Below are 13,138 nucleotides of genomic sequence, written 5' to 3'. Positions count from 1 at the left end.
CCTCCGGCTACCCGACCTCGCCGCTAAACGCTACAGCCCCAGCGCCTGGTAGGTGCGGCGGACGAATTTCGGTTGCACCGCTTGCAGTCTCGCCTGGGAGGTGTTGCCGGCGACGGCTGCGGCGGCATCGGCGGACAGGGTGGGCATGTTCTGCACCAGATACAGCAGAATCAGCTCGGCTGCCGGATCGGCCTGCCACCACGTGCCGTAAGCGCCCGGCCAGCTGAACGTTCCGGGCCCGCCGGGCCCGAACAGCGGCGTCGCCTTCGCCGGATCGGTGACCACCGACAGGTTCAACCCGAACCCGCGGCCGATCCAGAACGGCGCACCCAGGAACGAATGCCGCTTCTGCTCGTCGGTGAGCCGGTCGGTGCGCATCGCGCGCACCGACTCTTCCGACAGCACCCGCACCCCGTCGAGAACCCCGCCGCGCAACAGCATTTCGACGAACCGCAGATAGTCGTCGGCGGTCGACCACAAGCCGCCGCCGGCATTGGGAAATGCCGGCGGCGTCAGATGCGGCGGCCCCATCACGTCGTGGCGAAGCCGGTTGTTCTCGTCGAGCCGGTACATCGTGGCGGCCCGGCGGCGGCCCTCGGCCGAGACGCAGAAGCCGGTGTCGACCATGCCGAGCGGCTGCAGGATCCGCTCGTCGAGCACCTGGTGGAACGGCTTGCCCTCGATGCGGGAGACCAGCACCCCGAGCACGTCGATCGAATGGCTGTAGGTCAACCGCTCGCCGGGCTGATGAACCAGTGGCAACTCGGCCAGCGCGGCCAGCCAGATGTCGGGCCCCTGCCCGAACGGCAGCCGAACGTACGCCCGCGAGATCGGCCCGCCGACCGAGAATCCATACGCCAGCCCACTGGTGTGGGTGAGCAGGTCCGCGACCAGGATCGCACGCTGCGCCGGATGAGTCTGGTCCAGCGGACCGCTGGGGTTGTCGAGCACCCGCATGTCGGCGAGCTCGGGCAGCCAGCGCGCGACCGGGTCACCGAGCGCCAGCTTGCCCTCGTCGACCAGCGTCATCGCCGCGGCGACCGTGACCGGCTTGGTCATCGACGCAATACGAAACAGCGTGTCGCGCTGCATCGGTAGCCCGGCGTCGATGTCGCGATAGCCGATCTCGTTGACCTGCAACACTTCTCCGCGCTGCCACACCACCGTGATCGCGCCGGCCAGCAGCCCGGCATCGCAGGCCGCACGGATCGAGGCCTGATTGCCGTCGAGATTCACGCCGTCAGGGTAGCCGCCCGGCGTGGCGGTCGATCTGTCAGGCGGCGTGAGGCCGACTGAGGGCAATACCGATCCGGGTTTCGATTTCGCTGATAGTAACCGTGAGCGGCCCGGGTTGCGGTGGTGCTGACGAGTGGTAATGCATCCCGGTGGGCGTGATGAATTCGGCTGTGTGTCGGCCAGTTTCGTCCAACTTAGTGCTGACGTGCCAGCCGGGTGATTCCTTGACGTAGTTGCAACGCTCGCACGAACCGAGCCCGTTCTCGGCGCTGGTGGGCCCGTCGCGATGGTGCGGCCGGGCATGGTCGCGGTGTCGGATCGGGGCGTCACAGTATGGCGTACGACATCGCTGATCGCGTAACCCGATAAAGGCGGCCAGCCCCTTTGGGAACCGGCGCGCTCGCGACTCCATCCCGACCAGCGCACCCGACGTCGGGTGCTTATAAAGCCTGCGCAACGTGGCCCGCGAGCGGGCGTCCGTCACGGACTGGCTGACCAGACCACGAGCCACGGCCGCCGGGATCAAGCCGTACCCGTCGACCACAGCCGCGGCATCGTCGCAACCGAGCAGCGCCTCGTCGGAAATGACCAGGTTGACCGCAACGGGTTCGGGCACATCGGAGGGTCGTCCGGTGATGCGTTCGACCAACGTGTCGGCCATCACCTGGCCACGCGTGCGGCCGTCGAATGTGGTGTCTGCTGCCCGCTTGAGCGCCGCATACACCGAGACGCCCTGCGCGACCGGCAATAATGCCGTCACCCAGGTCATGGTGTCCGGAGCCGGGCGTATCGTCACCGTGCGCTCCGACGCGGCCTTCGCGGACCGATCGACCACCGCCTGCGCGTTGAGCCGGTAGGCGATCTTCTTTGCCGCGGCGGCTATCCGCGCATCGCCCACCCCGTCCAATGCGGCCATGTCGGCGCACATCTCGGCATCCAGCGCACGGCGGTCCTCGACGTCCAAGCAGGCAGACTCCCGCACAATCAGGGTGGCCCGCCACTCGGACAACTGCCCGGCCTCCAGCGCAGCGAGCGTGTGCGGCATCTCATGGACCAGTGCCTTCGCGAATCCCAGGTGCCGTCCACCCCGGGCCGGCGAATCCCGTCGCGCCAGCGCGATCTCGGTGCCCAACCCGCGACCACGCTGAGCCGACGGAACGCCGGCATCAGCCTCATGAGCGCGACGCAACGCGTCCAACGCCGCGGCCGCCCGCGCCTGGCCCGCTGCTGCAGCCGATTTCGCCCGCTCCAGCTCGGCTATCCGCTCGATCAGCCACGCCTCGTCGGCAAAGGGATCGATGGCGGCCATGGTTTCGAACATATTTTCGATAGTAGACGAGGCCGCCGACATAGAGTCGAAGCCGAAGCCCACCCTGTGCACACGTACTCGCTCGGCGCCAGACAGGCATGTGTTCCGCACGTTCGCGAGGCGGAGTGCTACGCTGCCCGGCAGTCGACATCCTTTAACGATCCGTCCGGTGAGGCGGAGAAGGAGGTCAGGGTCTCGCATGGGTGCAGCGGGTGACACCGGCACCGGCCGCGAATTGATGTCGGCGGCCGACGTGGGCCGCACCATTTCTCGGATCGCGCACCAGATCATCGAAAAAACCGCATTGGACGGACCCGACGCGCCGCGCGTCGTGTTGCTGGGTATCCCCACGCGCGGCGTGATCTTGGCCGAGCGGCTGGCCGCCCACATCGCCGAATTCAGCGGTGTTCAGGTGGCTCACGGTGCGCTGGACATCACGCTGTACCGCGACGACCTGATGCAAAAACCGCCCCGCCCGCTGGAAGCCACCTCGATCCCGGCCGGCGGCATCGACGACGCCCTGGTGATCCTGGTCGACGACGTGCTGTACTCCGGGCGCTCGGTGCGCTCGGCGCTGGACGCGCTGCGCGACCTGGGCCGGCCCCGGGCCGTGCAGCTGGCCGTCCTCGTCGACCGCGGCCACCGCGAACTGCCGCTGCGCGCCGACTACGTCGGCAAGAACGTGCCGACCTCGCGCACCGAGAGCGTGCACGTGCTGCTGCGCGAACACGACGACCGCGACGGGGTGGTGATCTCGCGATGAGCCCCCGACACCTGCTGGCGGCCGGCGATTTGTCCCGCGACGACGCCACCGCGATCCTCGACGACGCCGACCGGTTCGCGCAGGCGCTGGTCGGCCGCGAGGTGCGCAAGCTGCCCACGCTGCGCGGGCGGACGATCATCACGATGTTCTACGAGAACTCCACCCGCACCCGGGTGTCGTTCGAGGTGGCCGGCAAATGGATGAGCGCCGACGTGATCAACGTCAGCTCGACGGGATCTTCGGTGGCCAAAGGGGAGTCGCTGCGTGACACCGCGCTGACGCTGCGGGCCGCAGGCGCCGACGCGCTGATCATCCGGCATCCAGCCTCGGGCGCGGCGCATCTGCTGGCCGACTGGACCGCCACGGAAACCGGTGGCCCGTCAGTGATCAACGCCGGCGACGGCACCCACGAACACCCGACGCAGGCGCTGCTGGACGCCTTGACCATCCGCCAGCGCCTCGGCGGCGTCGAGGGGCGGCGGGTGGTGATCGTCGGCGACATCCTGCACAGCCGCGTCGCCCGCTCCAACGTCATGCTGCTGCACACCCTGGGTGCCGAGGTGGTGTTGGTGGCGCCGCCCACACTGCTGCCGGTTGGGGTGGGCGACTGGCCGGTCACGGTCTCCCATGACCTGGACGCCGAATTGCCCGCCGCCGACGCGGTATTGATGCTGCGGGTGCAGGCCGAGCGGATGACCGGCGGCTTCTTCCCGTCGGCCCGGGAGTACTCGGTGCTCTACGGGCTCTCCGACCGGCGCCAGGCGATGCTGCCCGGTCACGCCGTGGTGCTGCACCCGGGTCCGATGCTGCGCGGCATGGAGATCGCGTTCTCGGTGGCTGACTCGTCGCAATCAGCTGTGCTGCAACAGGTTTCCAACGGGGTGCATGTGCGGATGGCCGTGCTGTTCCACCTCCTGGTGGGGGCTGAGGAGGTCGCGGCGTGAGCGTGCTGATCCGCGGTGTGCGGCTCTACGGCGAGGGGGACCGGGTCGACGTGCTGGTCGACGACGGCCAGATCGCCGAAATCGGCACCGGCTTAAAGATTCCCGACGACGCCGACGTGATCGACGCCACCGGGCAGGTGCTGCTGCCCGGTCTGGTCGACCTGCACACCCACCTTCGCGAGCCGGGCCGCGAATACGCCGAAGACATCGAAACCGGTTCGGCTGCAGCGGCTCTCGGCGGCTACACCGCGGTGTTCGCGATGGCCAACACCAACCCCGTCGCCGACAGCCCGGTGGTCACCGACCACGTCTGGCAGCGCGGACAGCAGGTCGGCCTCGTCGACGTGCACCCGGTCGGTGCGGTCACCGTCGGGCTGGCCGGAAAAGAGCTCACCGAGATGGGCATGATGGCCGCGGGGACGGCGCAAGTGCGGATGTTCTCCGACGACGGCAAGTGCGTGGCCGACCCGCTGGTGATGCGCCGCGCGCTCGAATACGCCACCGGCCTGGGCGTCCTGATCGCCCAGCATGCCGAGGAGCCGAGGCTGACCGTCGGCGCCGTCGCCCACGAAGGGCCTAACGCCGCGAGGCTCGGCCTCGCGGGATGGCCGCGGGCGGCTGAGGAGTCGATCGTTGCCCGCGACGCGTTGCTGGCCCGCGACGCCGGGGCCCGGGTACACATCTGTCACGCCTCCACCGCGGGCACCGTCGAGATCCTGAAATGGGCTAAGCAGCAAAGTATTTCGATCAGCGCCGAGGTCACCCCGCATCACCTGCTGCTCGACGACGCCAGGCTGGCCAGCTACGACGGAACCAACCGGGTCAACCCGCCGCTGCGGGAATTCGCCGACGCCGTCGCGCTGCGTCAAGCACTGGCCGACGGGGTAATCGACTGTGTGGCCACCGATCACGCCCCGCACGCCGAGCACGAGAAATGCGTCGAGTTCGCCGCGGCGCTGCCCGGCATGCTCGGGTTGCAGACCGCGTTGTCAGTGGTGGTGCGGTCGATGGTGGAGCCGGGCCTGTTGACCTGGCGGGACGTGGCCCGGGTGATGAGCGAGAATCCCGCCCGTATCGCCCGGCTGCCCGATCAGGGCCGGCCGCTCGAGGTCGGCGAGCCGGCCAACCTGACCGTGGTGGATCCCGACGCCACCTGGATGGTGGCCGGGGCCGAGCTGGCCAGCCGGTCGGCCAACACGCCGTACGAGTCGATGACGCTGCCGGCCACCGTGACCGCAACGCTGTTGCGCGGCAAGGTCACCGCGCGCGACGGAAAGAGCCCGGCATGAATTCGGGAACGCTGGTCGCGTCGCTGATCTTCGCCGCGGTACTGGCGGTGCTGATCGCGTTCGTGATCCAGCTGATGATTCGCGGCTGGCGGCACCGCGCCGAGCGGCAGGCCGCACTGGTCGGCACACTTCCGGCGGTGCCCGACACCGTCGGCGCACCGATCGTCGCGCCCACCCGCGGCATGTATGTTGGCTGCACATTGGTGCCCAGCTGGCACGACCGCATCGCCGTCGGCGATTTGGGCTATCGCACCAAGGCGGTGCTGACCCGCTACCCGGAGGGAATCATGGTGCAGCGCAGCGGCGCCCGGCCGATCTGGATTCCGCAGGAGTCGATCACGGCCATCCGCACCGAGCGAGGCATGCTGGGTAAAGCCATGACGCATCCGGGCATACTGGCGATTCGGTGGCGACTGCCGTCGGGGGCCGAGATCGACACCGGATTCCGCGGCGACAACCGCGACGAGTACGCCCGCTGGCTACCGGAGGCCGGATGATGGACAAAGCCTTACTGGTCCTCGAGGACGGCCGCGTCTTTTCCGGCAAGCCGTTCGGCGCGATCGGCGAGACTTTGGGCGAAGCGGTGTTTTCCACCGGCATGTCCGGCTATCAGGAGACGCTGACCGATCCCAGCTATCACCGCCAGATCGTGATCGCCACCGCGCCGCAGATCGGCAACACCGGCTGGAACAACGAAGACACCGAGAGCCGCGGCGAGCGGATCTGGGTGGCCGGCTATGCGGTGCGCGACCCGTCGCCGCGCCCGTCGAATTGGCGCGCCACCACGACGCTCGAGGACGAGTTGGTCCGCCAGAACGTCGTCGGAGTCGCCGGCATCGACACCCGCGCCGCGGTCCGGCACATCCGCAACTTTGGCTCGATGAAGGCCGGGGTCTTCTCCGGCGCTGCGCTGGCCGACACCGACGAGCTACTGACACGGGTCCGCGAGCAGCCGCCGATGCTGGGTGCCGACCTGGCCGGCCAGGTCAGCACCCCGGGCGGCTATGTTGTGGAACCCGAAGGGCCACAACGGTTTACCGTTGCCGCACTCGACCTCGGGATCAAGACCAACACCCCGCGCAATTTCGCCCGGCGCGGCATCCGCAGCCACGTACTGCCGTCGTCGGCGACCTTCGAGCAGATCGCCGAGCTCAAGCCGCACGGTGTGTTCTTGTCCAACGGCCCCGGCGACCCGGCCACCGCCGGCCACGTCGTCGGCGTGACCCGCCAGGTGCTGGACGCCGGAATCCCGTTGTTCGGCATCTGTTTCGGCAACCAGATTCTGGGCCGAGCGCTGGGCCTGTCGACGTACAAGATGGTGTTCGGCCACCGCGGGATCAACATCCCGGTGATGGACCACGCCACCGGGCGAGTCGCCGTCACAGCGCAGAACCACGGCTTCGCGCTGGAGGGCGAGGCCGGACAGCGTTTCGACACGCCGTTCGGCCCTGCAGTGGTCAGCCACACCTGCGCCAACGACGGCGTGGTCGAGGGCGTCAAACTCGTCAGCGGACAAGCGTTTTCGGTGCAATACCATCCGGAGGCCGCGGCCGGTCCACACGACGCGGAGTACCTGTTCGACCAGTTCGTCGACCTGATGGGCGGTCACCAATGAGCGCGAGCGTGCGTGTCCCCGGCCGACACGCCGGCCATTTCACCGGGTTTGCGCACGCTCGTGGCCGAAGGGGAGGGGGCCGCTAGATGCCGCGACGGACGGATCTCAACCACGTCCTGGTGATCGGCTCCGGGCCGATCGTCATCGGACAGGCCTGCGAATTCGACTACTCCGGCACCCAGGCCTGCCGCGTCCTGAAAGCCGAGGGCCTGCAGGTCAGCCTGGTCAACTCCAACCCGGCCACGATCATGACCGACCCGGAGTACGCCGACCACACCTACGTCGAGCCGATCACCCCCGCCTTCGTGGAACGGGTGATCGCCCAGCAGGCCGAGCGCGGCAACAAGATCGACGCGCTGCTGGCCACCCTGGGCGGGCAGACCGCGCTGAACACCGCCGTCGTGCTCTACGAGAACGGGGTGCTGGAGCGCTACGATGTCGAGCTGATCGGCGCCGACTTCGAAGCCATCCAGCGGGGCGAGGACCGCCAGCGCTTCAAGGACATCGTCACCAAGGTCGGGGGCGAATCCGCCCGCAGCCGAGTGTGTTTCACGATGGGCGAGGTCCGCGAGACGGTCGAGGAACTCGGTCTGCCCGTCGTGGTGCGGCCGAGCTTCACCATGGGAGGCCTCGGCTCGGGCATGGCGCACAGCGCCGACGAGGTCGAGCGGATGGCCGGCGCCGGCCTGGCCGCCTCGCCGAGCGCCAACGTGCTGATCGAAGAATCGATCTACGGCTGGAAGGAATTCGAGCTAGAGCTGATGCGCGACGGGCACGACAACGTCGTGGTGGTGTGCTCGATCGAGAACGTCGACCCGATGGGCGTGCACACCGGCGACTCGGTGACCGTCGCGCCGGCGATGACGCTGACCGACCGCGAGTACCAACGGATGCGGGACCTGGGCATCGCGATCCTGCGCGAGGTCGGCGTCGACACCGGCGGCTGCAACATCCAGTTCGCGGTCAACCCGCGCGACGGCCGGCTGATCGTCATCGAGATGAACCCGCGGGTGTCGCGGTCCAGCGCCCTGGCGTCGAAGGCCACCGGCTTCCCGATCGCCAAGATCGCCGCCAAGCTGGCCATCGGCTACACCCTCGACGAGATCCTCAACGACATCACCAAGGAGACCCCGGCGTGCTTTGAGCCGACCCTGGACTATGTCGTGGTCAAGGCGCCGCGGTTCGCGTTCGAGAAGTTCCCCGGGGCCGACCCGACGCTGACCACCACGATGAAATCCGTCGGCGAGGCAATGGCGTTGGGCCGCAACTTCGTCGAGGCACTCGGCAAGGTGATGCGGTCACTGGAAACCAGCCGCGCCGGGTTCTGGACATCACCTGACCCGCAGGCCTTCGCCGAAGACATCCTCAACCGTCTGCAAACACCGACCGAGGGCCGGCTCTACGACATCGAGCTGGCGCTGCGGCTGGGCGCCACTGTCGAGAAGGTGTCGGAGGCCTCCGGTGTCGACCCGTGGTTCGTCGCGCAGATCGCCGAACTGGTCACACTGAGGCGCGAGCTGGTCGACGCCGCGGTGCTCGACGCCGATCTGCTGCGGCGCGCCAAATACAGCGGGCTGTCGGACCGTCAGATCGCCGCGCTGCGACCGGAACTGGCGGGCGAGAACGGCGTGCGCTCGCTGCGCGGGCGGCTCGGCATCCACCCGGTGTACAAGACCGTCGACACCTGTGCGGCGGAATTCGAGGCCAAGACCCCGTACCACTACAGCAGTTACGAGCTCGACCCGGCCGCCGAGACCGAGGTGGCGCCGCAGACCGAGAAGCCCAAGGTGCTTATCCTCGGGTCCGGGCCCAACCGGATCGGGCAGGGTATCGAATTCGACTACAGCTGCGTACACGCGGCAACTACCTTGAGCCAGGCTGGGTTTGAGACCGTGATGGTCAATTGCAACCCGGAAACGGTGTCCACCGACTACGACACCGCCGACCGGCTGTACTTCGAGCCGCTGACCTTCGAAGACGTCCTGGAGGTTTTCTACGCCGAATCCCAATCGGGGACCGGAGGACCGGGCGTGGTCGGCGTCATCGTGCAGTTGGGCGGACAAACCCCGCTCGGGCTGGCGCAGCGGCTTGCCGACGCCGGGGTGCCGATCGTCGGAACACCGCCGGAGGCCATCGATTTGGCCGAGGACCGCGGCGCATTCGGCGACGTGCTGACCGGCGCCGGATTGCCTGCCCCGCGCTACGGCACCGCCACCACCTTCGAGCAGGCTCGCCGGATCGCGGCCGAGATCGGCTACCCGGTGCTGGTGCGGCCGTCCTACGTGCTGGGCGGGCGCGGGATGGAGATCGTCTACGACGAGGAAACGCTGCGCGGTTACATCACCCGCGCGACCGAGCTGTCGCCCGAGCACCCGGTGCTCGTCGACCGCTTCCTCGAGGACGCCATCGAGATCGACGTCGACGCACTGTGCGACGGCGCCGAGGTCTATATCGGCGGGATCATGGAGCACATCGAGGAGGCCGGGATCCACTCCGGCGACTCGGCGTGCGCGCTGCCACCGGTAACCTTGGGCCGCACCGACATCGACAACGTGCGGCGCGCCACCGAGGCCATCGCCCACGGGATCGGGGTGGTGGGGCTTCTCAACGTGCAGTTCGCGCTGAAAGACGATGTGCTCTACGTGCTGGAGGCCAACCCGCGCGCCAGCCGCACTGTGCCGTTCGTCTCCAAAGCCACCGCGATACCGCTGGCCAAGGCGTGTGCGCGGATCATGTTGGGCGCCACCATTGCTCAACTTCGTGACGAAGGAATATTGGCCGCATCCGGCGACGGCGCCAGTGTGCCGCCGGATGCGCCCATCGCGGTGAAGGAAGCCGTGTTGCCGTTCCACCGGTTCCGGACCGTCGACGGCGCGGGCATCGACTCGCTGCTGGGCCCGGAGATGAAGTCCACCGGCGAGGTGATGGGTATCGACCGCGACTTCGGCAGCGCCTTCGCGAAGAGCCAGACCGCCGCGTACGGGTCGCTGCCGACACAGGGCACGGTCTTCGTGTCGGTGGCCAACCGGGACAAGCGATCCCTGGTCTTCCCGGTCAAACGTCTGGCCGACTTGGGCTTTCGGGTGCTCGCCACCGAAGGGACAGCGGAAATGCTGCGCCGCAACGGCATTCCGTGCGACGTGGTCCGCAAGCATTTCCAGGAGCCGCGCTCCGACCGCCCGGCATTGTCCGCGGTCGACGCGATTCGTGCCGGTGACGTCGACATGGTGATCAACACGCCCTACGGCAACTCCGGTCCCCGCATCGACGGCTACGAAATCCGTTCGGCTGCAGTCGCAATGAACATCCCGTGCGTGACGACGGTGCAAGGCGCCTCGGCAGCCGTGCAGGGAATCGAAGCCGGGATCCGCGGCGTGATCGGAGTGCGCTCGCTGCAGGAGCTGCACAGCGCGCTGAACAACGGCGGCCGCTAGCGATGCCGGGGTTCGGCACCCGGCTGGCGGACGCGATGTCGCGCCGGGGTTCGCTGTGCCTGGGCATCGACCCGCACCCGGAGTTGTTGCGGGCGTGGAACTTACCGGAGAGTCGGGACGGCCTGGCTGCGTTCTGCGATACGTGCGTGGCCGCGTACGCCGACTTCGCCGTCGTCAAACCGCAGGTGGCGTTCTTCGAGGCTTACGGCGCCGCCGGATTCGCGGTGCTGGAACGCACCATCGCCGCCCTGCGCGAGGCCGGCGTGCTGGTGCTGGCCGACGCCAAACGCGGCGACATCGGGTCGACGATGGCCGCCTACGCCCAAGCCTGGGTGGGTGACTCGCCGCTGGCCGCCGACGCCGTCACGGCCTCACCATATCTGGGCTTCGGCTCGCTTCAGCCGCTCCTGGATACCGCTGCCGCCCGGGGCAGAGGGGTTTTCGTGCTGGCGGCGACCTCCAACCCCGAAGGCGCGACGGTACAGGGCGCGACCAGTGGCGGGCGCAGCGTCGCCCAGGCCGTGGTCGACGACGTCGCCAGCTGGAACAGTGCGCGGCAACCGGGCGCCGTGGGCGTCGTCGTCGGCGCCACCACCGCCGTGGTGCCCGACCTGGGGAGTCTGAACGGTCCGGTGCTGGTGCCAGGGATCGGCGCACAAGGCGGTCAGATGTCGGCGCTGAAGGGGTTCGGCGGAGCGCAGCGCGACCAGCTGGTGCCCGCCGTCTCACGCGAGGTCCTGCAGGCCGGACCTGACGTCGCCGCACTGCGCGCCGCGGCGGAGCGGATGCGCGACGCGGCGACCAGCCTGTAACGCACACGGCCGGCCGCCGCTCGTGCAGTGTGGTCAGCTGTGACCCGACGTCGGGGTGACCTGCGCCGGGTGGTGCTTGAGTTCCTTCTTGTCTTGCTTGAGAACCTTTTTGCGGTCGTGATGGTCGAGCTTGATGCTGGGGTCAGGCGCTGGCGTGGGTGTGCCCTTGACGGTGGCGATCGGCGAATTGCCCGGCGCCGGAGCGGCGTTCGCCGTAGCAATCCCGGTGCCGAAGAGCCCGGCAAGACCGACGCCCGCCGCGATCGACGAGGCGCACAGCATGCGTTTTGCGTCCATCAGATCCATCCCTTTCTCACGTTGCGGTGCTTTGCCCTACCCGGATGACGTTATGTGCCAAAGCCGTTGAAAGGCTGAACCGACTTTGTGAAGGAACTGATAACAACTTTGGGGATTGCGTACGGCTAGTTGTGATTTCGCTGCCAACGCACCGCTGCGGCACCCAAAAGCGTAGTGTTACCGCGAATCTGCCGGCTACCCCGCGCCGCGGGTACCGTCCTGCGGTGTCTCGACGATGACCGTGGTGGCTTTCACGACCGCCACCGCGACACTGCCGGGTTCGAGTTTCAGTTCGCGAGCGGCCTCGGTGCTCATCAGCGACACCACGGTGAACGGACCACACTGCATTTCGACCTGGGTCATCACCTTGTCGCTGACCAGTCTGGTGACCAGGCCGACGAAACGGTTGCGGGCGGAGCTGCCGACGCCGAGCGGATTCGGTGGCAGGGCGGGCGCATTGGTGCGGGAAAATTCGGCCAGGGCGTCGCCGGCGATCACCTTGCGGCCGGACTGGTCCTGGCTGACCGGCAAGGCGCCTTGGTCGATCCATCGCCGCACGGTGTCGTCGCTGACCCCCAGCAGCTCAGCCGCCTCGCGGATCCGCATCATGGCCATCACTCGATCGTACGGTGGCGTTGCCGTCGAGGACGCCGGCCTGGGCGGGCGATTTCGGCCCGCGCCGGCCCTCTACTACGTTGCGTCGTTGGCCCGTTCAGCGGTTGTGCGACACACGTCGCACCATGCCCGACCTCCCGCGCGACACGCCCGACACGCCGTGACGTGCGCAATCGGCCTCTTTTGGCCATATCGGGGCAGTCCGCCCGGTCGCCGCGACCGGCGACGGGCGGGCCGCTTGTCTCGATGGGAACCCAAAAGCCCTGCTAGACAGCATGTTCGGGGCGGGTTGCGCGCCACCGGGCCTGGGCGGAGAGCGCCGGGCCGGATCGCCGCCGGCGACGCCGTCGTACCCTCTGACAGCCCCGCACGCTGCGGCTTTGTGGCTTCAAGCCGGGGGGCGGGTTAGATTTCGTCAGACAGCGTGGGTACGGTCGTCTGCGCTGGCTGGGACTACCCCGGCTGAGACAAATCAAGATCGATGAGACGGAGGAATCGTGGCCCTTCCCCAGTTGACCGACGAGCAGCGCGCGGCCGCGTTGGAGAAGGCTGCTGCCGCACGTCGAGCACGCGCCGAACTCAAAGACCGGCTGAAGCGTGGCGGCACCAACCTCAAGCAGGTGCTCAAGGACGCCGAGACCGACGAGGTTTTGGGCAAGATGAAGGTTTCTGCGCTGCTGGAGGCCCTGCCGAAGGTTGGCAAGGTCAAGGCGCAGGAAATCATGACCGAGCTCGAAATCGCACCGACCCGCCGCCTGCGTGGGCTCGGCGATCGTCAGCGCAAGGCACTGCTGGAAAAGTTCGACTTCTCCTAGTCCGGGGGA

General features: G+C 68.2%; 12 protein-coding genes. 8 read left to right on the top strand and 4 right to left on the bottom strand.

All coding sequences use genetic code 11. The annotated features are described in order from the left end of the window. Positions 1–30: 30 nt before the first annotated feature. Complete coding sequence (locus AWB95_RS07285; RefSeq protein WP_062538733.1) at positions 31–1,236, bottom strand: serine hydrolase domain-containing protein; 1,206 nt, start codon at positions 1,234–1,236, stop codon at positions 31–33. A gap of 37 nt (positions 1,237–1,273) precedes the next feature. After that, entirely contained in the window at positions 1,274–2,557 is a 1,284-nt protein-coding gene (locus AWB95_RS07280) for an HNH endonuclease (RefSeq protein ID WP_062538732.1), read from the bottom strand. A gap of 187 nt (positions 2,558–2,744) precedes the next feature. Between AWB95_RS07280 and pyrR the strand changes: the two genes are divergently transcribed. The 7 genes from pyrR (at position 2,745) to pyrF (ending at position 11,402) form a co-directional block, all read left to right on the top strand. Then, positions 2,745–3,308 (top strand): bifunctional pyr operon transcriptional regulator/uracil phosphoribosyltransferase PyrR, encoded by a 564-nt coding sequence (pyrR, locus tag AWB95_RS07275; RefSeq protein ID WP_085167884.1) that lies wholly within the window; start codon positions 2,745–2,747, stop codon positions 3,306–3,308. Then, a complete protein-coding gene (locus AWB95_RS07270) occupies positions 3,305–4,252 on the top strand; it encodes an aspartate carbamoyltransferase catalytic subunit (RefSeq protein ID WP_062538731.1) in 948 nt (315 codons plus the stop codon). The genes pyrR and AWB95_RS07270 overlap by 4 nt, the downstream gene beginning before the upstream one ends. Next, positions 4,249–5,541, top strand: coding sequence for a dihydroorotase (locus AWB95_RS07265; protein ID WP_062538730.1), 1,293 nt, complete (start codon positions 4,249–4,251; stop codon positions 5,539–5,541). Before AWB95_RS07270 ends, AWB95_RS07265 begins: the two co-directional genes overlap by 4 nt. Next, a complete protein-coding gene (locus tag AWB95_RS07260; protein ID WP_062538729.1) occupies positions 5,538–6,038 on the top strand; it encodes a PH-like domain-containing protein in 501 nt (166 codons plus the stop codon). The genes AWB95_RS07265 and AWB95_RS07260 overlap by 4 nt, the downstream gene beginning before the upstream one ends. Beyond that, a complete protein-coding gene (gene carA / locus AWB95_RS07255; protein WP_062538728.1) occupies positions 6,038–7,156 on the top strand; it encodes a glutamine-hydrolyzing carbamoyl-phosphate synthase small subunit in 1,119 nt (372 codons plus the stop codon). Before AWB95_RS07260 ends, carA begins: the two co-directional genes overlap by 1 nt. Before the next feature lie 86 nt (positions 7,157–7,242). Beyond that, entirely contained in the window at positions 7,243–10,590 is a 3,348-nt protein-coding gene (gene carB / locus AWB95_RS07250; RefSeq protein ID WP_062538727.1) for a carbamoyl-phosphate synthase large subunit, read from the top strand. 2 nt (positions 10,591–10,592) lie between these two features. Then, entirely contained in the window at positions 10,593–11,402 is an 810-nt protein-coding gene (pyrF, locus tag AWB95_RS07245; RefSeq protein ID WP_062538726.1) for an orotidine-5'-phosphate decarboxylase, read from the top strand. A 33-nt stretch (positions 11,403–11,435) separates the two neighbouring features. Here the strand turns inward: pyrF and AWB95_RS07240 are convergent, their stop codons facing one another. After that, positions 11,436–11,699, bottom strand: a complete 264-nt coding sequence (locus tag AWB95_RS07240) for a hypothetical protein (protein WP_139818467.1) — start codon at positions 11,697–11,699, stop codon at positions 11,436–11,438. Between the two features lie 195 nt (positions 11,700–11,894). Further along, positions 11,895–12,314, bottom strand: a complete 420-nt coding sequence (locus tag AWB95_RS07235) for a TOBE domain-containing protein (RefSeq protein ID WP_062538724.1) — start codon at positions 12,312–12,314, stop codon at positions 11,895–11,897. Between the two features lie 497 nt (positions 12,315–12,811). Between AWB95_RS07235 and mihF the strand changes: the two genes are divergently transcribed. Further along, a complete protein-coding gene (gene mihF / locus AWB95_RS07230) occupies positions 12,812–13,129 on the top strand; it encodes an integration host factor, actinobacterial type (RefSeq protein ID WP_003932123.1) in 318 nt (105 codons plus the stop codon). Positions 13,130–13,138 lie beyond the last annotated feature (9 nt).

The organism is Mycobacterium celatum, from assembly GCF_002101595.1.
GTDB lineage: Bacteria > Actinomycetota > Actinomycetes > Mycobacteriales > Mycobacteriaceae > Mycobacterium > Mycobacterium celatum.
The sequence above is the reverse complement of the archived record's forward strand: the minus strand, read 5'-3'. Positions and strand labels throughout refer to the sequence as shown.